This window comes from Streptomyces sp. NBC_01551, from assembly GCF_026339935.1.
Taxonomy (GTDB): domain Bacteria; phylum Actinomycetota; class Actinomycetes; order Streptomycetales; family Streptomycetaceae; genus Streptomyces.
This window is the reverse complement of sequence record NZ_JAPEPX010000001.1, coordinates 2,749,722-2,770,791: the sequence shown is the minus strand read 5'-3', so window position 1 is coordinate 2,770,791 and position 21,070 is coordinate 2,749,722. Positions and strand designations below refer to the sequence as shown.

The following is a 21,070-nucleotide window of genomic DNA, read 5'->3' as shown; positions in this document are numbered from 1 at the left end:
GGGGCGGTGGACTTCCAGCTGACGCGGGACCAGCGGGACCTGCGCGCGGGCGTGCGCGACCTGCTCGCCGGGCGGTTCGGGCGCGAGGCGCTGCGGGCGGCCGTCGACAGCGGGACCGCGGTCGACCGGGGGCTGTGGCGGGAGCTCGGCGCGGCCGGGTTCTTCGCCCTGCGCCTGCCGGAGGCCGAGGGCGGGGTGGGGCTGGGCCTGCCCGAGGCGGTGCTCGTCTTCGAGGAGGCCGGGCGGGCATTGCTGCCGGGGCCGCTGGTGGCCACGCACCTCGCCGCCGGCGTGGTCCCGGGGGCGGCGGCCGGGACGGCCGTGGTGACGGCGCTCGACCTGGGGGAACGCGGCGGGCCACTGGTCTCGTACCTCGCGGAGGCGGACGCGGTGCTCGGCGCGCCGTTACTCCCTTCGGGTGAGCCCGTGCGCTCGGCGGACCCGCTGACCCCGCTGCACCGGGTGGCGGGGGACCTCCGCGGGGACGTCTCGGAGCACCGGGACGCGGGCGCGCTGCTGACGGCGGCGCTCCAGCTCGGGAGCGCGCTGCGGACGGTGGAGCTGGCGGTGCGGTACGCGGGGGAGCGCGAGCAGTTCGGGCAGCCGATCGGGGCGTTCCAGGCGGTCAAGCACCTGTGCGCGGGGATGCTGGTGCGGGCCGAGGTCGCCCGTACGGCGGTGTACGCGGCGGCGGTCACGGCCGACCCCGGGGAGATCGCGGCGGCGAAGCTGCTGGCGGACGGGGCGGCGGTACGGGGCGCCCGGGACTGCCTCCAGGTGTACGGCGGGATGGGGTTCACCTGGGAGGCGGACGTGCACCTGCACCTGAAGCGGGCGTGGGTGCGGGCGGAGCAGTGGGTGACGGCGGCGGAGGCCGAGGAGCGGCTGGCGGCGGAACTGCTGGCGGCGGATCCGGCGGAGGCGGATCCGGCGGCGGGCGGGCTGTCGCGGATCGCGGCGGATGCGGACGCGCCGTAGCGGGAACGATCATCCTCGGGCCCGACGGCGGTCGCCCAGTGTTACGGGAGGGACGGTGCGGGACGCATGTCTGATTACAGAGAGTTGATATCGGTTTGTGTCCTTCGCCCGACTCATTGCGGCCGGGAGTCGGGGGCCTGCTCCGGTACGCTCCCGGGAATGCGAGCGGCCCAGCGGCGCGAGCGTCGCGCAGTATGCACCACGCCTACTCCTTCGCGCTGGAATATGCCCGAAGCGCTTGTTGTGGTGACTGTATGTCAACCATGCTGCTCCGCAAGGGGGTCACGGATCGTGATCCCGTTCCGTCGCGAGGCGAAGTGTCCGCCGGTTCGGATGGTGTGAGCGGTGCAGGTGCTTCAGGTGCAGCTGGAGGTAGGACCGGACCCCGCAGAGGTCGGCCGGGCCCGCCGATGGGCGCGCTCCCGGCTGGCGGGGTCCGGCATAGGGGACGACGAGCCGCTCGCCGAGACGCTGATCCTGCTGATCTCCGAGCTGGTCACGAACGCGGTCGTGCACACGGGCTGTCCGGCCGTGCTGCGGATGCTGTTCGGGGGGCCGGGGGTGCGGGTCGAGGTCGCCGACGCGAGCGACCGGGCGCCGGCCCGGCGGCAGGCCGCCGGGGACGACACGGGCGGGCGCGGGCTGGAGCTGGTGGACGGTCTGGCGGACCGCTGGGGCTGGCAGCGCGAGGGCGCCGGCAAGCGGATCTGGTGCGAGATCGACCGCGCGGAGAAGGCCGCGGACCGGGCTGCCGGCTGCCCTGAGGGGCCGTCGGAAATTCGTGGGCCGATCCGGGAACCGCGCGTGTACCTCTAACGAGGTGTTGACGGACCGTCATGTGTTGATCACCCTGGTGGTGAACGATTCGTTGCGAGGGGACGCCAAGGGTCCTTGCCTTGACGAGTGCGGGTCGTGGGGTGGCGGCTGCCGTGCCGCGCTCGGGGCGTGCACGGACGCACGCCGCCACCCGCAGGTCAGGGGCCGGGTGTCCGGCCGGGGTCGGGCCGGGGTTGAGGTGGGGCCGGGGTCGGGGCCGGGGTTTCGGGGGTCGGGGGCTGAGTACGCGTACTCAGGACCGGCCGGGCGGCCGAAGCGATAATCGGGGCACTCGCCCCGCCACCGTCGGGGTTCGTTCCCAGGGACCGTGGAGACGCCGTGATACCCCGTACCAACCCGGCCGGTGCCGTGCTGTTCACGGCCGGACTGCTGGCCCTCACCGCCTGCGGCACCACGGTCGCCGGAAGCGGCGCCGCCCCGGGCGGGAGCCCGGGCGTGAGCGGGGCGGCGAGCCCGGCGGCGAGCCCGACGGTGGACTACGCCGCCCAGGCGGCGGCCGCCGTGGCCCGTCACGACAAGCGCTTCCCCGAGGTCGCCACGCGGTGCGCGGGCCGGAGCACGGGCGCGCCGGACCCCGGCGCGCCGGACGCCCTGCCCACCGACCCCGAGGCGCGCAAGTACGCGGAGAACCACGCCTTCAAGAAGCAGGCCGAGCTCTCCCCCCAGGCCGCGTGCCGGGGCGACGCGCACGCCGCGCGGATCAAGGCGGCGCTGACTCCCGTGCCGGGCACGGCGGCGAAGCTCAGCGAGCTCCTCACCGGGCTGGGGTACGAGGTGGCCGCCGGGGACGTGTACGGCACCGCGCCGAACCTCTCCTTCGTCGTGTCGATCCCGGAGAGCGGCCCGTGCGTGACGGGGCACCTGACCCCGCCGATGTCCGTCAAGGCCCACGGGTCCTACGTGGAGGGCGGCTGCCACGAGCCCCGCGGCGGCCACTGAGGCTCCGCCCGGCCGCTCGGCGGGGACGGCGCCCGCCGGTCAGAGGACGGCCACCGGGGAGACCGGGGTGCCCACCGCGCCGACGAAGGGCTCCGGCATCGCGGAGAGCAGGAACGTGTACCGCCGCGCTTCCGCACAGGCTGTGGACAACTTTTCGAGATTCCAGTTCTGGCCCTGGTGCATGCCCATCTCGACCAGGTCCAGCGCGTGCACCGGCAGCCACAGGTCGTCGATCTCGGGCGGGAAGATCTCGAAGGTCAGGGTGTCGTTGGCGACGGCCGCCACGTCCCGCGCGTGGAACCACTGCGGCGTGTGGACGGACAGCCCGGGCGAGGGGAACCCGTAGCCGTGCTTGTCGCCCGCCAGGTAGACCTGGATCTGGCCGGTGCGGACGAGGACGATGTCCCCGGCGCGGACCGTGACGCCGGCGAACTCCTCCGCCTCCGCCAGGTCCCCCGGGGTCACCGCGTGGCCCCCGGGCAGCCGGTCCAGGCCCTTGGCGCGGGCCACGTCCAGCAGGACCCCGCGCGAGACGACGGGGCCGGCCTTGTCGATGCCGCTGAACTCCGCGCGCCCGTGCGGGGTGATCGTCCCGGCGGGGCGGCCGTTGTAGATCCTCCCCGAGTGCGAGACGTGGGTCAGGGCGTCCCAGTGGGTCGCGCACTGGAGGCCCATCGTCACGGCGTCGTCGCTGCACGCCACCGTGCCCGGGCCGAAGATCTCCTGGTTGATCTGCACCATCGTGTGCAGCGGGTTGATCCGGCCGGGGATCATGCCGGCCTGGACGCCGTCCTCCTTGAGCGGGAGCGCGAGCGGGATCCGGCGGCCGGTGCGGATCTCGGCGGCGGCCGCGCGGACGACCTCGTCGGTGATCAGGTTCAGGGTGCCGATCTCGTCGGCGGCGCCCCAGCGGCCCCAGTTGTTGACGCGCTTGGCGATGTCGTGGAACGCGGCGGGCATGCCCATGTGGTTCACCAGCTCCTTGCCATTCGGAATACGGATCCCAATCCCAACGAGGGCTTGTGCAGCGGCATCTGACTGCCCATAGAATCTAACGGTCCGTCAGAAAACGTGGGAAGGGGCCGGACGTGGGCAGCGTGGGGAACTTCTTGGCAGGCAAGGTCGTCGCCGTCACCGGGGCGGGCCGGGGCATCGGCCGGGCCGTCGCGCTCGCGGCCGCCGCCCAGGGGGCCAGGGTCGTCGTCAACGACTACGGCGTCGGCATCGAGGGCGGCGAACCCACCAGCGAGGTCGCCGAAGCCGTGGTGAAGGAGATCGTCGCGGCGGGCGGCGAGGCCGTCGCCGTCGCCGACGACATCTCCACCATGGCCGGCGGACAGCGCATCGTCGACACCGCCCTCGCCCAGTACGGCCGCGTCGACGGCGTCGTCTGCGTCGCCGGCATCCTGCGCGAGCGGATGCTGTTCAACATGTCCGAGGAGGAGTGGGACCCGGTGGTCGCCACCCACCTCAAGGGCACCTTCACCGTGTTCCGCGCCGCCTCCGCCGTCATGCGCCGACAGGGCTCGGGCACCCTCATCGGCTTCACCAGCGGCAACCACCAGGGCTCGGTGGCCCAGGCCAACTACAGCGCGGCCAAGGGCGGGATCATCTCCCTCGTCCGCTCCGCCGCCCTGGGCCTGCACAAGTACGGCGTCACCGCGAACGCCGTCGCGCCCGTCGCCCGTACCCGGATGTCGGCCAACGTGCCCATGGAGCTCAAGGAGATCGGCGAGCCCGAGGACGTCGCCGCGCTCGTCACGTACCTGCTCAGCGACAAGGCCGTCGCCGTCGGCGGCGAACGGATCACCGGGCAGGTCTACACGATCGCCGGCCCGAAGATCGCCGTGTGGGCGCAGCCGCGCGAACTGCGCGCCGGGTACGCGGACGGCGCCTGGACCCCCGAGAAGATCGCCGACTTCCTGCCCGGGACGGTGGGCACCGACCCGATGCCGATGCTGGTGCAGCTGGAGGCCATGGCCAAGGCGGCGGCCGCCAAGGACCGCCCCAACGCGTAAGAGGGGATCCGGTGGACTTCAGCTTCGGGGCCGAGGACGAGGAGCTGCGCGGGCGGGCCCGCGGCTGGCTCACGGAGCACCTCGTGGGCCCGTACGCGCAGGCGGTCGGTCTCGGCGGGCCGGGCAGCGAGCACGAGGGGGTCGCCGCGCGCCGCGCGTGGGAGCGCGAGCTGGGGCGCGGCGGCTGGATCGGGCAGGGCTGGGAGGTGCCCGCCGGGACGTACGGGCAGCAGCGGCTCTCCCTGACCGGGCAGGTGGTGTGGGCCGAGGAGTACGCGGCGCTGCGCGCCCCCGGCCGGGTCGGCCACATCGGGGAGAACCTCCTCGCGCCGACGCTGATCGCCTACGGGAGCCGGGAGCAGCAGGCTCGCTACCTGCCCGGGATCGCGCGCGGCGAGGAGCTGTGGTGCCAGGGGTACTCCGAGCCGGGCGCCGGCTCCGACCTGGCGGCGGTCCGTACGGCGGCGGGACGGGACGCCGGCGACGGGCTGTTCCGGGTCACCGGGCAGAAGATCTGGACCTCGCTCGCCCGCGAGGCCGACTGGTGCTTCGTCCTCGCCCGCACGCAGCCGGGCTCCCGGCGCCACCGGGGGCTGTCGTTCCTGCTGGTGCGGATGGACCAGCCCGGCCGGGTGGAGGTCCGGCCGATCCGGCAGCTGTCGGGGACCTCGGAGTTCAACGAGGTCTTCCTCGACGGGGCGGTCGCGTCGGAGGTCGTCGGCGGCGAGGGCGAAGGCTGGAGCGTCGCCATGGGCCTGCTCGCGCTGGAGCGGGGCGTCTCCACCCTGGTCCAGCAGATCGGGTTCGCGGCCGAGCTGGAGCGGGTGCTCGCCGCGTACGCGGCCTCGGGCGCGGGGGATCCGGTCCTGCGCGAACGCCTGGTGCGGCAGTGGGCCGAGCTGCGCACGATGCGGTGGAACGCGCTGCGGACGCTGGGCGGCTCCGGGGATCCGGGGGCGCCGAGCGTGGCGAAGCTGCTGTGGGGCGGCTGGCACCGGCGGCTCGGTGAACTCGCGGTGGCCGTGCGCGGCGCGGCGGCCTCGGCCGGGTCGGCCGACTGGGCGCCGGAGCTGCCGTACGAACGCGGACTCGACGAGGAGCAGCGCCTGTTCCTGTTCACCCGCGCCGACACGATCTACGGCGGCTCGGACGAGATCCAGCGGAACATCATCGCCGAGCGCGTGCTCGGCCTGCCTAAGGAGTCCAGGTGAGAGGCGTCGTGTTCGACGGCAAGCAGGCCCAGGTGGTCGACGATCTGGAGATCCGCGATCCGGGGCCGGGGGAGGTGCTCGTCGCGATCGCGGCGGCCGGGCTGTGCCACAGCGACCTGTCGGTGATCGACGGGACGATTCCGTTCCCGCCGCCGGTGGTGCTGGGGCACGAGGGCGCGGGGGTGGTCGAGGCCGTCGGGTCGGGTGTGACGCACGTGGCGCCCGGGGACCACGTGTCGCTGTCCACCCTCGCCAACTGCGGGGCGTGCGCGGACTGCGACCGGGGCCGGCCGACGATGTGCCGCAAGGCGATCGGGATGCCGGGCCGGCCGTTCTCGCGGGGCGGGAAGCCGCTGTTCCAGTTCGCGTCCAACTCGGCGTTCGCGGAGCGGACGATCGTCAGGGCCGTGCAGGCGGTGAAGATCCCGGCGGACATCCCGCTGACGTCGGCGGCGCTGATCGGCTGCGGGGTCCTGACGGGCGTCGGCGCCGTGCTGAACCGGGCGAAGGTCGACCACGGGGACACGGTGGTCGTGATCGGCACGGGCGGCATCGGGCTGAACGTGCTCCAGGGCGCCCGGATCGCGGGGGCGACGACGATCGTGGCGGTGGACGCGAACCCGGCGAAGGAGGCGGTGGCCCGGCAGTTCGGGGCGACGCACTTCATCGACGCGTCGGCGGCCGCCGACTCCTCGGCGGCGGTCCGCGAGATCCTCCCGACGGGCGCGGACCACGCCTTCGAGTGCGTGGGCAACGTGAAGCTGATCCGCCAGGCGATCGACCTGCTGGACCGGCACGGGCAGGCGGTCCTGCTCGGCGTGCCCGGCTTCAAGGAGGAGGCGTCGTTCCTGGTCTCGTCCATGTACCTGGACAAGACGATCATGGGATGCCGGTACGGGTCTTCGCGGCCGCAGCGTGACATCGCGCTGTACGCGGAGCTGTACCGCCAGGGCAGGCTGCTGCTGGACGAGCTGGTGACGGAGGTCTACCCGGTCGAGGACTTCGCGAAGGCGGCCGACGACGCGGCGCACGGCCGGGTGGCCCGCGGGGTCCTCACCTTCTGACGGCCCGACGGCCCGACGGCCCGACGGCCGCACGATCCCGGGCCGAGGCCCCCGCCCCCCGGCGGGGCCTCGGCCGGTTCGACGGTGCGCTCCGGTCAGTCCGCGAGGCGGCCGAAGCGGCCCTTGTGGAAGAGGAGCGGGGCGCCCTCGCCCGCTGCGCCCATCGCCTCGACCCGGCCCACGACGATCAGGTGGTCCCCGCCCGTGTGCACGGCGTGGATGCGGCAGTCGATCCAGGCGGGCACCGCGTCCAGCTGCGGCGATCCGGTCGCGGGGGCGGGCGCGTGGGTCACCCCGGCGAACTTGTCGGCCCCGCTGACGGCGAACGACCGGCACAGCTCGCCCTGTTCGGCGCCCAGGATGTTCACGCAGAACACCCCGGCGCGGGCGATCCGGGGCCAGGTGGTCGACGTACGGGCCACCATGAACGTGACCAGGGGCGGGTCCAGGGACAGCGAGGCGAAGGACTGGCAGGCGAATCCGGCCGGGCCGTCCTCGCCCTCCCCGGCCGGGGCGGTGATGACCGTGACCCCGCTGGCGAAGTTCCCGAGCACGGCCCGGAATTCGGCGGGACTGACGGGCGCGCGCTCGTCCTCCCCGACGGCCCGCAGGTCGGGCCGCGGCAGTGCGTCGATTCGGCTGGGTTCCTGCTCCGCGAGGGCGGAGGTGGGGGAGCCGACTGACCTGAGGTATCGGACGACGGTGGCCGCCATCCCTGCGTGTCCCATCACACCGCCGATTGAAGCTGACGGTCCGTCAGATGGGAAGGGGTGCGGACGGGTGGCCCGAAAAGGTGTATGGTCCCCACCAATTGAACGTGTTCAATTGGTGGGGTGGGGGCCATGGTGACACCAGAGCTGTACGGGGAAACCGCGCCGGAACCGGCCGCGCGGGGCGGGAGATGGTCGCGGCTGGCGACCGGTGCGGAGCTGGCCTTCGTGGCGCAGGTCATCGTGGCGGGGGCGGTGTTCCTCGCCACCTCCGGCATGCGCGACGACCACGGGACCGGCTTCGCGAGCGGGACGGCCGTGCTGGAGGTCCTCGCGGGAGGCCTGCCCTTGCTGGCACTGGCCGGATGCCTGCACTGGGTGCTGTTCAGCCTGCCCGTGACGGCGCTGGCGCGGCTCACGGGGGGCCGGCGGTGGGAGACGGGCCGGGTGGTGGTCTGCGCCGCCGCGGTCACCGCGGCCCACGCGTGGTGGGCCACCGCGCTGTGGGACGTCCCGTTCGGCTGGGCGGCGGTCTGGATCGCGGGGGCCGGGGTGCTCCCGCTCGTGGCCGCCTGGCACGCGCGTCGCCGGTCCCTGTGGTGGGGCGGGATGCTGGCCCGGGTCGGAGCCCTCACCGGGATCGCCCTGCTCGTCGCCCTCGTCGGCGCGTTCGTCCAGGCCCGGACGGGCTGGCTCGGGTACGAACCGCCGCGGATGGAGCGGGACCAGTACGTCGGGAGCTGGATCGGGGGCGGTGGCGCCCACCGGCTGCGGCTGGGCGGGAACGGCGAGGCGGAGGCCGGCAACCTGCCGCTGGAGAACCGCAACACCGCGCTGTGGGACGCGTGCTCGGGGACCGGGACATGGGCGTTCGAGCCGAAGGGCGCGGCCGGCGGCCTGGGCACCTCCGGCGGGGCGCGGGACCGCGTCACGCTCACGATCGAGAGCTGCGGCCGCATGGTGGACTGGCGGATCGGCGGCACGGCCGACCGGCCCGAGCTGTTCACCGTCCTCGACGACTCGGACGCCCGCCGGGTCATCACGCTGCACCGCCCCTAGGTCCTGTCATCAGAGTGGCGCCTGGCCCGCGACGCCCGGCACCGCGCCTCGCCGCGTTGTCGGGGCACCGGAGTACGTCCAGTACGCGGGTGCCCCTCCGCCTTGCGATGCACGGCGCCGGACGCCGCGGGCCTGACCGGCGCCACTGTGACGACAGGTCCTGGGCGGGGCGGCGGGGTTCGCCCGTACGGGTGAAACCGCTGCCCCGCCGGAAGCCTTACGCCGGGCAGCCCCGCGGGAGGTCGGCATCGTGGCCCCCGGCCCGATCCACCCGTCTTCCAGGAGGACCTCATGCTCGGAACCGACTTCAGTACCGGATCGCCCAACTGGCTCGACCTCGGGAGCCCCGACACCGACGCGGCCGCCGCCTTCTACGGCGCCGTCTTCGGCTGGCAGTTCACCTCCGCCGGGCCCGAGGCGGGCGGATACGGGTTCTTCCAGGTCGACGGGAAGACGGTCGCCGCGCTCGGGCCGCTCACGGAGGAAGGGGCCACCTCCGCCTGGATGATCCACTTCAAGGCCGACGACATCCAGGCCACCGTCTCGGCCGTCACGACCGGCGGCGGAACCGTTCGGATGGAGCCCATGGACGTCATGGGCGAGGGCTGGCTGGCGCAGGCCACCGACCCGCAGGGCGCCGAGTTCGCGCTGTGGCAGCCCGGCAAGACCTCCGGGCTGGGGATCGCCTCCGCCCCGAACTCGCTGATCTGGGCCGAGCTGCACGTCCCCGACCCCCTCGCGGCCATCACCTTCTACCAGGGCCTCTTCGGCTGGCGCAGCCAGGACATGCAGGCACCCGGAATGATGTACCGGGTGCTCAGCGTCAAGGACGGCGACCAGCAGCAGGCCTCCTTCGGCGGGGTCGCGCCGATGGGCGACGGCGCGGGCGGCGGCGTCGAGCAGCCGCGCTGGGTGCCGTACTTCCACTCGGCGGACGTCGACGCCACGGTCGCGGCGGCCACGGCGAACGGCGGGTCCGTGCTGATGCCGGCGGCGGACGTGCCGGACGTCGGCCGGATCTCCTGGCTCGCGGACCCGTTCGGGGCGGTGTTCGCGCTGCTGAAGCCCGACCCGCGGATGTAGGGGCGGCGGGTGCGGCGGCTACCGGCCGAGGTACTTGGGCGTACGCCGCTCCACGAAGCTCGCCACGCCCTCGTTGGCGTCGGCGGTGGTCATGTTGATCTCCTGAGCGGTGGCCTCGGCGGCCAGCGCGGCCGCCCGGCCGCCGTCCAGGGAGTCGTTGACCAGCCGCTTCGTCATCGCCAGCGCGCGGGTCGGGCCCTGCGCGAGGCGCTCGGCCCACGCGCGGGCGGTCTCTTCCAGGGCCTCGGCCGGGACCACCCGGTTGACGAGCCCGAGCCGCTCGGCCTCCGCCGCCGGGACGGCGTCGCCGAAGAACATCAGCTCCTTGGCCTTCTGCGGCCCGACGAGGCGGGGGAGCAGGTACGCGCCGCCGCCGTCCGGGACGAGGCCGCGGCGGACGAACACCTCGATGAAGCGCGCCGGTTCGGCGGCGATGACGAGGTCGCAGGCGAGCGCGAGGTGGGCGCCGATGCCGGCGGCGGTGCCGTTGACGGCGGCGATGACGGGCTTCTCGCAGTCCAGCACCGCCGTGATCAGGCGCTGCGCGCCGAGCCGGATCATCCGCGCGACGTCCCCGGCGACCCGCTCGCCGCCCGCGGCCCCTGCGCGCAGGTCGGCGCCCGCGCAGAACCCCTTCCCGGTCGCGGTGACGACCACGGCCCGCACCTGCGGATCGGCCGACGCGGCCCCGAGCAGCGCGATGACGCGCTCACGCTGCTCCCAGGTGACGGCGTTCATGGCCTCGGGCCGGTTGAGGGTGATCCACGAGACGCCGCTCTCGACGCGGTGCAGTACTTCGTCCTCGGAGGTGCCGGTCATACGTGAACTCCCGTTCCGGGGTGGTTGGGTGGTACGCCGGTGCTGCGGGGCGGGTGCCGCTCAACGACCTGGGGTCCGCCACAGGCACGCGCGACACGGGCCGGCCGCCCGGCCCACCGGCGCAGGCAGGGCCGGGGACGGGGGCCGGGTGTGTTGCGGGGCTCGGTGGCAGGGGCATCGGCGTGCGGGTGTCAGCGGCAGATGGCCAAGGCGTCCAGGGCGACCGCCCCCTGGCCGCGCGGGAGGACCATCAGCGGGTTGATGTCCAGCTCGGAGAGCTCGTCGCCCAGTTCCAGGGCCATCCGCTGGACCCGTAGGACGACCTCCACCAGCGCGTCGACGTCCGCCGGCGGAGCCCCCCGTACGCCCTCCAGCAGCGCGTGCCCGCGCAGCTCCGTCAGCATCGCCCGCGCCTGGTCCTCGCCGAACGGCGGCACCCGTACCGCCGCGTCGTGCAGGACCTCCACCAGGACCCCGCCCAGCCCCACCGTCACCGTCGGGCCGAACAGGTCGTCCTGGGTGACGCCGACGACCATCTCGACGCCCCGCTCCACCATCTGGCAGACCAGGATCCCGTCCAGCGGCACGTTCTCGTAGCGCGCGATGTCGGTCAGCTCCCGGTACGCGTCCCGGATCTGGCTCGCCGAGGTCAGGCCGATCTTCACCAGCCCGAGCTCCGTCTTGTGCGCGAGCTGCGGGCCCGACGCCTTCATCACCACCGGGTAGCCGACCAGCCCCGCCGCCCGCACCGCCGCCGCCGCGCTGGTCACCAGCTGCTCGCGCGGCACCCGGATCCCGTACGCCCGCAGCAGCTGCTTCGCCGCGTGCTCGCTGAGCTGCTGGCCCGGCCGCATCAGCGCCTGCGCCTTGCGGTACGAGGGCGAGGGCGTGCGCGGCGCGTCCTCGAAGGGGGAGCGGTAGCCGGCCGTGAACCGGTGGTGGCCGAGGTAGGCCCGCACGGCGGTGATGCAGTTGCCGAACGTACGGAAGGTGGCTACGCGGGAGGAGCCGAGCAAGGTGGTGCGGTAGGCCTCCTCGGTGCCCACCGGCGAGCCCCAGATGACGCAGACGAGCTTGTCCGAGGCCTCGGCCGCGTCCACCAGGTCCTGCGCGAGCCGGTCGCTCATCGGCGGGAACGGCCCGGTGATCGGACAGATCAGCACGCCGACGGACGGGTCGGCCAGGATCGCGTCGATGATCTTGCGGCCGCGCCAGTCGCCCACCGGGTGGCCGCCGTTGTCGACGGGGTTGGCGACGTTCAGGTACTGCGGGATCCACTGGTGCAGCTCGTCCTGCTTGGCCTGCGGGAGGGTGGGGAGGCTCAGCCCCGCCTCGGTCGCCAGGTCCGAGAAGTGCGCGCCGGTGCCGCCGGATATGGAGTACACGACGACCCCGTCGGCCAGCGGCTTGCGGGCCCGGGCCAGCAGCGCCGCGGTGTCCTGGAGTTCGTCCAGCCCGTCGACCCGGATCACCCCGAACTGCCGCATGGCGGCGTCCACGACGGTGTCCGCGCCGGTCAGCTTCCCGGTGTGGGAGGCGGCCATCCGGGCGCCGGTCTCGGTACGGCCGACCTTGACGGCGACGACGGGGACCCCGTTGCGCGCGGCCCGGTCGGCGGCGAGGAGGAACTGGCGGCCGTCCTTGAGGCCCTCGACGTAGCAGGCGATGGCCCCGACCTCGGGCCGCTCGGCGAAGTAGGAGATGAAGTCGGAGGTCTCCAGGTCGGCCTCGTTGCCCGTGGGCGCCCAGTGGGAGAGCCGGATGCCCAGCTCCTGGAGGGTGTAGACGGGGCGGCCCTGGTGGCCGGACTGGGTGATCAGCGCGATGGCCGGGCCGTCGAGGTCGTCGCGGAAGCGCTCGAAGGCGTTGAGGTTGGTGTTGGGGCCGAGCAGCCGCAGCCCGGAGCGCCGGACGGCGGCGGCGAGCCGGGCCTGCGCGGCGGCGCCCGCGTCGCCGGTCTCGGCGAAGCCGGAGGCGAAGGCGACGGCGAACTTCACCTTGGCCTCGGCCAGCTCCTCGATGACGGGCAGCGGGTCGGCGACGAGCAGCACCGCGAGGTCCACCTGCTCGGGCAGCTCGGCCACGGAGGCGCGGCACGGCAGCCCGAAGACGCTGGTACGGGTGGGGTGCACGGGGTGGACCCGGGCGCCGACGCGCTGCGCCCAGGCGATGAGCTGCCGGGTGATCCCGGTGTTCGGCCTGCCCTCGGTGTCGGAGGCGCCGATGACGGCGACGGACTCGGGCCGGAAGAACCGGTCCAGGTCGGGCACCTCGGAGCGCAGGGGCCGTCCGCTGACGTCGAGCGCGGCGGTGTCCTCGGCGGACGGTGCCGCGGTGGAGTGGACCGCCGTCCTGGGGGTTTCCCCGCAGGCGTCGACGCGTGCGCGGAAGTCGGTGGTGAGGGTGCCGTGAGTAGATCCAAGCATCGTTCCGCCCGCTCCCTGCTCGAAGATCTCCGTGAACTCCTTAACTGACGCGTAGTCAGATTACTGAACTGACGCGCCGTCAGGAACAGGCCTGCGCGGGAAAGCTGGTGGAGGTGATGTGTGGAACGGTCGCAGATCCCCCGGGAGGGGGTCCAGGGCCGATTCGGCCGCTCTGCGGGGGCGCCGGTCTGGCGCGTCCGCTGCGTTGGCCGGGGTCGCCGTCGGGGCGGGGTCGGATCGTCCGTCCGGGCCGGGGGCGGCTCGTCCGTCCGGGCCGGGTCGGCTCGTCCGTCCGGTCGCGGCGATGGCGGCGGCCGAGGGAGCGGCCACCGTACCCGTGATCCCGCCGCGCCGTGGCGCGTTCGCGTCGTGCGGGCGTTCCGAATCGCGCTCCGCGTGGACGGCCCGGTCTCGCGCCGCAGTTCGCCGCGGGGTCCGGCGTCCGGCGTTTGAGCGGCCGGCTGTTCCCCGGCCGGGCCCACGCGGTCACGGCGGCCGTCGCCGTCGCCGTCGCCGTCGGCGTCGGCGTCGGAGCCGGAGCCGGGGTGGGGGCGCGGGGTCAGGCCGGGGGGTCCACCGGGCGCAGGCCGGTGTCCGGCAGGAGCTCGGCCGAACGCCGGGCCGCGGCCCGGACGCCGAGCCTGCGGGCGACGGCCTTGGCGATCTTCTCCGCGTCCAGCGCCATCTCCCGGAACATGCCGCTGATGGGGTTGGTGTACCCGGTGAAGTACAGGCCGGGGGCCTGCTCGGGGGTGCGCCGGCCGTGGGTGAGCGGCCGCCCGCGCTCGTCCAGTACGTCGAGGTGGCCGAGCAGGCCCTCCAGGCCGCGCCGGTAGCCGGTGGCCGCGACCACCGCGTCCGGGGTGATCCGGGAGCCGTCCGCGAGCACCACCTCGGCGCCGTCGAACGCCTCGACGGCGGCGACCGGCTCCACCCGGCCCGTGCGGACGGCGTCGATCAGGCCGACGTCCTGCACCGGTATCGCCCCCTGTCGGGCCCTGCTGTACAGGCCGGACTCCGGGCGTGGGAGCCCGTACGCCGTCAGGTCCGGGACGGACGCCTTGGCGACGAGCCGGCCGAGCCGGTCCACGAGGCGTACGGGCAGCCGCCGTACCAGGATCCCGGTGCGCTGGGCCGGCCAGCCGGCGGTGGAGCGGCGCACGATGTGCGGGGCGGTGCGCACGGCGAGGCGGACCCGCGCGGCCCCGCCACCGGCCAGGTCGACGGCTATCTCGGCGCCGGTGTTGCCGACGCCGACGACGAGCACGTCCTGGCCCTCGTACGGCCGGGGGTTGCGGTAGGCGGCGGCGTGCGTGAGCGTCCCGGTGTACGTGTCGCGGCCGGGCCAGTCCGGCAGGCGCGGGGTGTGGTTGAAGCCGGTGGCCACGACCACGGCCCGGGCGGCCAGCACCCGGCCGCCGGTGGCGTGCAGGAGCCAGCCGGGGCCGCCGCGGTCGCCGTGGCTGCTGCCGTTGCCGTTGCCGCCGTCGCCGCCGTCCTCCGGGGCGCGCTCGATGCGCGTCACCTCGACGCCGGTCACCAGCTCCAGCTCGTGGAACTCGGCGTACTTCTCCAGGTACCGCACCACGTCGTCCCGCGACACCCACCGCCCGAACCGGCGCGGAATCGCCAGTCCGGGCAGGGCGGAGAGGCGGCGGGTGGTGTGCAGGCGGAGCCGGTCGTAGTGCCCCCGCCAGGAGGCGCCGACGGCGTCGGCCTTGTCGACGACCACCGCGCGCACCCCGCGTGCGCGCAGCGCGGCGGCGACGGCGAGGCCGCCGGGCCCGGCGCCGATCACGTAGACGGGGCGGGGCTGGGTGGTCATGTCGGGTGCTGTGGTGACTCCGGGCATGAGGTGTGATCGTATCGCCACGCTGGGTTGATGGGTCTCGGACGGGCGGGGAATCGATTGCGGATCGATCACGGACGCCGGGGTCCCCGCTGGCGGCGGTGCGGGGGGCGGTGGCGGGCGGGGGTGTGGGCGGCGGCACCGGTGGCCGTTGCGGGGGGCCTTGCGGGATCGGTCCGGATCCGGTGAACTGACGTACCGTCAGATCGAGAGGGGAGGGAGGGCGCTGATGCAGACCATCTGGCTCAGTGGGGCCGAATGGCTCGCCGTGCTCCGGATAGGCCTCGGCCTGTGGTGGCTGGAGAGCTGGCGGCACAAGGACAAGAAGGGCTGGTTCGAGCGCGGCACCGGCATCGCCTGGGCGGCCGACGTCGCGGGCAAGCACCGCTGGCCGTTCGTGAAGGGCGGCTTCGAGAAGGTCGTCCAGCCGAGGCCGCGCCTGATGGCGTACGTCGTCGTCTACGCGGAACTCGCGCTCGGGCTGGGCCTGGTCCTCGGGCTCCTGACGCCGATCGCGCTGGTGGGCGGGCTGCTGCTGAACCTGCTGTACCTGGTGCTGATGATCCATGACTGGGCCGAGCAGGGCCAGAACGCGATGATGGCCCTCATCTCGCTCGTCGCGCTCTTCGCCATGGGATGGCAGACCTGGTCGGTCGACGCGGCGACGGGACTGTTCCTGTGAGCCCCGCCGGCGGGACCGCCCGCTACGACCTGCCCGACGTCGACGACTTCACCCGCCCCTACTGGGACGCGGCCGCGACCGGCCGGCTGCTGCTGCGCCGCTGCGGGGAGTGCGGGCGCGCGCACCACTACCCGAGGGAGTTCTGCCCGTTCTGCTGGGCGGGGGAGGACCGGGTGACGTGGGAGGCGGCGAGCGGCCGCGCCACGCTGTACACCTGGTCGGTGATCCACCGCAACGACCTCCCGCCGTTCGGGACGCGGGTCCCGTACGTGGCGGCGGTGGTCGACCTGGCGGAGGGGCCCCGGATGATGACGGAGGTCGTGGACTGCGCGCACGCCGACCTGCGGATCGGCATGCCGCTGGAGGTCACGTTCCGGGTGGAGGCGGCGGGCGGGGCCGCGGAGAGCGTGGCGGGGGGCGTCGCGGCGGCGGGTGCGGCCGCGGTGGGCGGGGCCGCGGAAGGCGTGGCGGTGGCCGTGTTCCGGCCGGCCGTCGGTGACGGCTCGCCGAGCGACCGGGGTGGCGCGACCCTACGCTGAGGGTGTTGCCCGGGGGTCCTCGGACGGCGGGAGTCGGACGGCGGGAGAGCGTGCCGTGAAGCCAACCCACACCTGGCTGCGCCGGGCCTGCGTGGCCGCCGCCGCCGCGGGCGCGCTCGTCGCCCCGGCCGTCGCCACCGGCTCCGCCCACGAGGCGGCGGGGGCTGCGACCCTGCCCGCCGCGCCCACCCCGTCGGGCGGCGACGCGGAGTTCCGGCAGCTCACCCCGGCCGTCGCGGCGCAACTGGACGCGGCCGTGCGCGAGGTCATGCGCCAGACGGGGGTGCCGGGCGTGACCGTGGGGCTGTGGGCCCCCGGCAAGGGCGAGTACGTCCGTACCTTCGGGGTCGCCGACAAGGCGACGCGCGCGCCGATGGCCACCGACCTGCACGTACGGATCGGCAGCGAGACCAAGACCTTCACCGTGACGGCCCTGCTCCAGCTCGTCGACGAGGGCAAGGCCGGGCTGGACGACCCCATCGGGAGATACGTGACCGGCGTACCCAACGGGGACCGCATCACGCTGCGCGAGCTGGCGGGCATGCGCTCCGGGCTGTTCAACTACAGCCTCGACGCGGACTTCATCAAGAAGCTCCAGGCCGATCCCGAACGGTCCTTCACGCCAAGGCAGTTGCTCGCGTACGCCTTCGGCCATCCCGTGCAGTTCCCGCCGGGGGCGAAATTCGACTACTCCAACACCAACCTGATCCTGCTCGGACTGGTGGTGGAGAAGATCACCGGACGCCCGCTCCACGAGGTCATCACCCAGGACGTCCTGGTGCCGGCCGGGCTGCGCCGCACCGTCTTCCCGACGAGCGCGGCCATGCCGGTTCCGTACGCCCACGGCTACACGAACCAGACGGCCTCGGGCAAGGTCGAGGACGCGACCGACTGGAACCCCTCCTGGGCCTGGGCGGCCGGAGCGATGATCTCCGACCTCCAGGACCTGCGCAGCTGGGCCCGCACCCTCGCCACCGGCACGCTGCTCACGCCCGCGACCCAGGCCGAGCGCCTGAAGACGACGCCGATGAACGTCCAGGGCGACGGCTACGGGCTGGGCATCTTCGACGTCCAGGGCTGGATCGGCCACAACGGCTCGATCCCCGGGTACGAGGTGCTGCCGGTCTACCTGCCACCGGCGCGGGCGACCATGGTCATCCTCCTCAACACCGACAGCCGCTACGACGGCCAGGAACCCAGCACCCTCTTCGGCCAGGCGGTCACCGCCGTCGTGACCCCGGACCACGTGTACCCGGGGCACAAGCCTCAGGCGCCGGGCGGCGGCTGAGCGCCTACGGCCAGAGCAGCTGCCGCGTCCAGGCGGCGTCGGCGCCCGGGGTGCGGACGTAGCGCAGCCGGGTGTGGCGGCGCGCCGGGTCGCCCTGGAAGAACTCCACCTCGGCCGCGTCCAGGACGTACCGGGTCCAGGTCGGAGCCGGGGCGTCCGGCTCCGCGCCGGCCCGCTCCCACGCGGCCGCCGAAGCCTCGGCCAGCTCCTCGGCGCTGCCCAGCACCTCGCTCTGACGGCCCGTGAGCGCGGCCGCGAGCGCACCCCGCGACCGGACCGCCAGGTCGGCCCGGCTCTCCTCGGGCCCACAGGCGGTGACCCGGCCCCGGATCCGGACCTGCCGCGCCACGGCCGGCCAGTAGAAGCCCAGCGCGGCGTCCGGGTGGGCGGCCAGCTGGCGGCCCTTCGCACTGGTGGCGTGCGTGGCGAAGTGCCAGCCGCGGTCGTCGGCGTCGTGCAGCATCAGGGTGCGTACGTCGGGCCGCCCGCCGGAATCCACCGTGGCGAGGCTCATCGTGTGCGGCTCCGGCTGCCCCGCACGCGCGGCGTGCACGAACCACTCCCGGAACAGCGGGAGCGGCTCGGTCGGCGCGGCCGCGGCGTCGAAGGCGGGGAGCGGGCCGTCCCAGACCCGCAGGGCGTGCAGGGTGGCGTGGAAGTCGCTGGTCATGAGGCCAGGCTAGGGTGCGGGCCCATGAGGATACGAAGGGGTGCGGGGCTCGCCCTGATCGGCGTCGCGGTGATGTGCGTGGCGGCGGCGACCGTCGGCCGCCTGTACGAGCGCCCGGGCGGTCTGGCCGTCGTCGCGGAGCTGAACAGCCCGTGGCTGCTCGGCCCCCTCGCGGGTCTCGCCCTCGCCGCGGGGATCCTGCTGCGGACCTGGCGCCCCGCCGCCGCGCAGCCGGTCGTCACCGCCGTGGTCGCCGTCGCCCTCCTGGCCGCGCTGACGATCCCGCTCTTGCTGATGGCCTCGGACCCCTTCCCGGCGCGGGAGTACGACATCACGGCCCCGGCCGGCGGGGGCGGGGCACCCCGGCGCCTGGTGGTGGAACTGACGTCACCGCTGGCGGACCCGGTCTGGCAGGTCTACGTGGACCAGGGCACCTTCCCCACGGCCCACCGCTGGCCGCTGACCCGCTTCGCCGCGTCGGACTGGTCGAAGGGCATCCTCCAGGCGCAGTGGCTCTCCCACGACACGATCCGCCTGATCGACCTGGACCACCGCCCCCACGACATCCCCCTGACCCCGAACGGCCGCCCAGGGGCGGCACTGAACTGGTAGCGGCGCCGGGCGCCGGGCGCCGGGCGCCGGGCTTACCCGGCAGGACCCCGTGGACTGAGCGATCTCGAACAGCGCCGGGGGACGCCCACGATCGTGACGCCCTCCTGCCCCGTGCGTCCGCAGCTGCCCCGTGCTGGGCGTCAGCGCTTGAGCGCGCCTACCATCTGTGCGCGGTCGCGGAGCTCGCGTACCGCGCGGACCTTGGTGTGAGGTTTCAGGCGCAGTGTCATCACCTCGAAATGCTCGTCCCCGCGCGCTGAGCTCAGGCCCTCGTACTCGTCGAGGAACCGGCCCCAGGACTCGCATGCGGCTTCGACGTGGCCGATGGCCAGCTGCCTCTGTGCCAGCAGGCCGTAAGAGTGCAGTCGGCCCTGTCGTTCGTTCGCGGGCTGTACCCGGATCGACTCCTTCAGGGTTCTGACCGAACCGGGCAGGTCCTTGGTCTCGTTCAGAACGTGGGCGACGTGGAAGAGGTACGCAGTGCGGTCGTAGCCGCCGACCGACTCCCGCCGGTCGTCGGCGCGGGCGAGGGCCGACTCGGCCTCGCGTAGTCGGGTGAAGGCGGTGCGGCGGTCGCCGACCATCGCCGCGCTGTGGGCCTGCTGCCCGCGCAGGAATGCCACCAGGCGGGGGCCGGCTGCCGGGGCGGCCTCGGCGGCGGAGTCCGCGAGCTCCAGGGCTCGGCGGCCGTAGCCGAGGTTCGATGCCTGGAGGCTCATGCCCCGCAGCGTGCGGCAGTAGGTGAGGTGGTCCTCGGCCTCGCCGGCCAGTTTGAGGGCGCTCACGTAGTAGTCCTGGCCGAGCCGGTGTTGGCGCTCGTACATGGCCATCCATCCGGTGAGGTAGACCAGGTCGGAGGCCGCCGCCAGCATGCTGCGCCGTACGGGGGCGGCCGCCTCGGCCTTGAGCCAGGGGCCCACGGTGTTGACGAGGAACGCGGCGGCCATGGGGCGTGCGTGCCCGGCGCCGAGCTCGTCGAGGATGTCGGCGATCCGGTCCGTCATGGACCGGACGGCCTCGACCTGGCCTTGGCCGACACGGGTCGTGGCCTTCCCCGGCCTGATCGGGTCGGGGCTGTCCGCGTGTGCGAGCTCGGGGAAGAGGGGGATGGCGAGCGCGGCGGAGAACACCGCTGTCGTGATGACGCGCCGTCGGGACGGATCCATGTCGGCCCTTCCGAGGTCTACGAGTTCTCGGACAGTGTCCGCCTCCCCCGGTCCGGCCGGTGGCGTGAGTCCTGCCTCGGCGTAGGTGACGGGGCGGCCGAGTTTCCGTTCGAACGCTTCGACGAGGAGCGCCCGGACCTGCGCGCGTGGTTCATGTCCGGCGACCCACTGGGACACGGCGGGCTGCCCGTACTTGAGGCTCATCCCGGCCTCCGCGCCGAGTCGATTGATGATCGACGCGAACTGGGACCGCGACCATCCGGCCTGATCGAGCAACACGGGGAGGCCGGTGTTGGGTGTGCGTGAGCGTTGCGCCATGAGCAACTCCCGGGACAGGTGCATGGCTTGCATACTTCTCCGACTCTCCAACGGTACTCGCGGGGAGTGGTCGCGCGGTTACCTGAACGGTGACCGAGCGGGACGAAGGCAGGGAGCGCAGTCGTGGGCAGTCGTACGCGTATGACCGATTGGCTGGCCGGCGGCCACCCGGATCCGGGGCAGGCGTACGCCGAGTGGGCGGAGCGCGGGGTCGCCGTGATTCCCGTGGGGGCGACCTTCGGCGCGGTCCGGCTCCCCGAGGCCGTCGTGCACGCGGCCGTCGGGTCCACCGACCGCGACGACGTCGGCTTCGCGCTCGCCGACCGTCTCGACGGCCCGGTCATCCACGACGGCCGCGGTCGCAACTACTACGCGCTGATCAGGCCCGACGCGCACATCAACTGGCGGACCGCCGCAACCGGTGTGGAACGCCTGGCCCCACGCACCCACCTCGGCGTCCCGGCCATGAGCCGCTGCGAGTACGCGCCCCATACGCCGATCTACTGGGCCGTTCCCGGCGTCCGCCCCGGCCACTGCGACCCGGCCTCGATCGCACTCCTTGTCCGCGTGGGGGTCGCACGGCTGGAGGAGTCCAGGTGAACCGGCAGATGGATTCCCGTTCAGGACAAGGAGGGGCGCTGGCGGTTCGTCGACCGGGCTGCGGAAGAGACTGCGTCACCTCGACCTCGACGAGGAGCGCACGGTCCTGGAGATCGGCTCGGTCGTCCGGTACGGAACGCGGTGGGAGGCGGACGCGGTCCGCTTGGTACCAGGAGCGGGACGCCGCCCTGCGGCGGCGGGC

General features: G+C 74.0%; 20 protein-coding genes. 13 read left to right on the top strand and 7 right to left on the bottom strand.

Annotated features, from left to right (window positions below):
- Nucleotides 1-6: 6 nt before the first annotated feature.
- From OG982_RS12265 to OG982_RS12255, 3 genes are all read left to right on the top strand, one after another.
- Nucleotides 7-978, top strand: a complete 972-nt coding sequence (locus OG982_RS12265) for an acyl-CoA dehydrogenase family protein (protein ID WP_266948534.1) — start codon at nucleotides 7-9, stop codon at nucleotides 976-978.
- 345 nt (nucleotides 979-1,323) lie between these two features.
- Entirely contained in the window at nucleotides 1,324-1,794 is a 471-nt protein-coding gene (locus OG982_RS12260) for an ATP-binding protein (RefSeq protein WP_266787450.1), read from the top strand.
- Nucleotides 1,795-2,133: 339 nt separating this feature from the next.
- Entirely contained in the window at nucleotides 2,134-2,754 is a 621-nt protein-coding gene (locus tag OG982_RS12255; RefSeq protein ID WP_266948533.1) for a hypothetical protein, read from the top strand.
- A 39-nt stretch (nucleotides 2,755-2,793) separates the two neighbouring features.
- On the opposite strand, the gene OG982_RS12250 is transcribed toward OG982_RS12255, so the two are convergent.
- Complete coding sequence (locus tag OG982_RS12250) at nucleotides 2,794-3,720, bottom strand: cyclase family protein (RefSeq protein WP_266948532.1); 927 nt, start codon at nucleotides 3,718-3,720, stop codon at nucleotides 2,794-2,796.
- A gap of 131 nt (nucleotides 3,721-3,851) precedes the next feature.
- On the opposite strand from OG982_RS12250, the gene OG982_RS12245 reads away from it, so the two are divergent.
- Genes OG982_RS12245 through OG982_RS12235 form a run of 3 tightly spaced genes read left to right on the top strand, consistent with a single transcriptional unit; the run spans nucleotide 3,852 to nucleotide 7,047 of the window.
- On the top strand, nucleotides 3,852-4,772 hold the full coding sequence (locus OG982_RS12245; protein ID WP_266792002.1) for an SDR family NAD(P)-dependent oxidoreductase: 921 nt from the start codon (nucleotides 3,852-3,854) through the stop codon (nucleotides 4,770-4,772).
- A gap of 11 nt (nucleotides 4,773-4,783) precedes the next feature.
- Entirely contained in the window at nucleotides 4,784-5,983 is a 1,200-nt protein-coding gene (locus OG982_RS12240) for an acyl-CoA dehydrogenase family protein (RefSeq protein ID WP_266948531.1), read from the top strand.
- The gene (locus OG982_RS12235) at nucleotides 5,980-7,047 is read left to right on the top strand and encodes a Zn-dependent alcohol dehydrogenase (RefSeq protein ID WP_266787456.1); all 1,068 of its coding nucleotides are present in this window, start codon (nucleotides 5,980-5,982) and stop codon (nucleotides 7,045-7,047) included. Before OG982_RS12240 ends, OG982_RS12235 begins: the two co-directional genes overlap by 4 nt.
- A gap of 95 nt (nucleotides 7,048-7,142) precedes the next feature.
- Here the strand turns inward: OG982_RS12235 and OG982_RS12230 are convergent, their stop codons facing one another.
- The gene (locus OG982_RS12230; protein WP_266792004.1) at nucleotides 7,143-7,760 is read right to left on the bottom strand and encodes a flavin reductase family protein; all 618 of its coding nucleotides are present in this window, start codon (nucleotides 7,758-7,760) and stop codon (nucleotides 7,143-7,145) included.
- A gap of 129 nt (nucleotides 7,761-7,889) precedes the next feature.
- On the opposite strand from OG982_RS12230, the gene OG982_RS12225 reads away from it, so the two are divergent.
- Together OG982_RS12225 and OG982_RS12220 are read left to right on the top strand one after the other, a co-directional pair.
- The gene (locus OG982_RS12225; RefSeq protein ID WP_266787458.1) at nucleotides 7,890-8,816 is read left to right on the top strand and encodes a hypothetical protein; all 927 of its coding nucleotides are present in this window, start codon (nucleotides 7,890-7,892) and stop codon (nucleotides 8,814-8,816) included.
- Between the two features lie 291 nt (nucleotides 8,817-9,107).
- Nucleotides 9,108-9,899, top strand: coding sequence for a VOC family protein (locus tag OG982_RS12220; protein WP_266787460.1), 792 nt, complete (start codon nucleotides 9,108-9,110; stop codon nucleotides 9,897-9,899).
- A gap of 18 nt (nucleotides 9,900-9,917) precedes the next feature.
- On the opposite strand, the gene OG982_RS12215 is transcribed toward OG982_RS12220, so the two are convergent.
- The 3 genes from OG982_RS12215 to OG982_RS12205 all read right to left on the bottom strand — a co-directional run bounded on the left by OG982_RS12215 (nucleotide 9,918) and on the right by OG982_RS12205 (nucleotide 14,969).
- The gene (locus OG982_RS12215) at nucleotides 9,918-10,718 is read right to left on the bottom strand and encodes an enoyl-CoA hydratase/isomerase family protein (RefSeq protein WP_266787462.1); all 801 of its coding nucleotides are present in this window, start codon (nucleotides 10,716-10,718) and stop codon (nucleotides 9,918-9,920) included.
- A gap of 191 nt (nucleotides 10,719-10,909) precedes the next feature.
- On the bottom strand, nucleotides 10,910-13,144 hold the full coding sequence (locus OG982_RS12210; protein WP_266787464.1) for an acetate--CoA ligase family protein: 2,235 nt from the start codon (nucleotides 13,142-13,144) through the stop codon (nucleotides 10,910-10,912).
- A gap of 559 nt (nucleotides 13,145-13,703) precedes the next feature.
- Nucleotides 13,704-14,969 carry an NAD(P)/FAD-dependent oxidoreductase gene (locus OG982_RS12205; RefSeq protein ID WP_266948530.1) on the bottom strand — a complete coding sequence of 422 codons (1,266 nt, stop codon included), beginning with the start codon at nucleotides 14,967-14,969 and terminating at the stop codon, nucleotides 13,704-13,706.
- A 253-nt stretch (nucleotides 14,970-15,222) separates the two neighbouring features.
- Between OG982_RS12205 and OG982_RS12200 the strand changes: the two genes are divergently transcribed.
- From OG982_RS12200 to OG982_RS12190, 3 genes are read left to right on the top strand one after another with little or no spacing between them, the layout of a single operon-like run.
- Nucleotides 15,223-15,675, top strand: coding sequence for a DoxX family membrane protein (locus tag OG982_RS12200; RefSeq protein WP_266787468.1), 453 nt, complete (start codon nucleotides 15,223-15,225; stop codon nucleotides 15,673-15,675).
- Nucleotides 15,630-16,214, top strand: a complete 585-nt coding sequence (locus OG982_RS12195) for a Zn-ribbon domain-containing OB-fold protein (protein WP_266787470.1) — start codon at nucleotides 15,630-15,632, stop codon at nucleotides 16,212-16,214. Before OG982_RS12200 ends, OG982_RS12195 begins: the two co-directional genes overlap by 46 nt.
- A gap of 55 nt (nucleotides 16,215-16,269) precedes the next feature.
- Nucleotides 16,270-17,502 (top strand): serine hydrolase, encoded by a 1,233-nt coding sequence (locus tag OG982_RS12190; protein ID WP_266787472.1) that lies wholly within the window; start codon nucleotides 16,270-16,272, stop codon nucleotides 17,500-17,502.
- Nucleotides 17,503-17,506: 4 nt separating this feature from the next.
- Here OG982_RS12190 and OG982_RS12185 read toward each other — a convergent pair whose 3' ends face one another.
- Nucleotides 17,507-18,172, bottom strand: coding sequence for a pyridoxal 5'-phosphate synthase (locus tag OG982_RS12185; RefSeq protein ID WP_266787474.1), 666 nt, complete (start codon nucleotides 18,170-18,172; stop codon nucleotides 17,507-17,509).
- A gap of 24 nt (nucleotides 18,173-18,196) precedes the next feature.
- On the opposite strand from OG982_RS12185, the gene OG982_RS12180 reads away from it, so the two are divergent.
- The gene (locus OG982_RS12180; RefSeq protein WP_266787476.1) at nucleotides 18,197-18,784 is read left to right on the top strand and encodes a hypothetical protein; all 588 of its coding nucleotides are present in this window, start codon (nucleotides 18,197-18,199) and stop codon (nucleotides 18,782-18,784) included.
- Between the two features lie 140 nt (nucleotides 18,785-18,924).
- On the opposite strand, the gene OG982_RS12175 is transcribed toward OG982_RS12180, so the two are convergent.
- Nucleotides 18,925-20,268 (bottom strand): hypothetical protein, encoded by a 1,344-nt coding sequence (locus tag OG982_RS12175; RefSeq protein ID WP_266787478.1) that lies wholly within the window; start codon nucleotides 20,266-20,268, stop codon nucleotides 18,925-18,927.
- 141 nt (nucleotides 20,269-20,409) lie between these two features.
- Here OG982_RS12175 and OG982_RS12170 point away from each other — a divergent pair, with 141 nt between their 5' ends.
- Nucleotides 20,410-20,868 (top strand): hypothetical protein, encoded by a 459-nt coding sequence (locus tag OG982_RS12170; RefSeq protein ID WP_266787480.1) that lies wholly within the window; start codon nucleotides 20,410-20,412, stop codon nucleotides 20,866-20,868.
- Nucleotides 20,869-21,070: the final 202 nt, after the last annotated feature.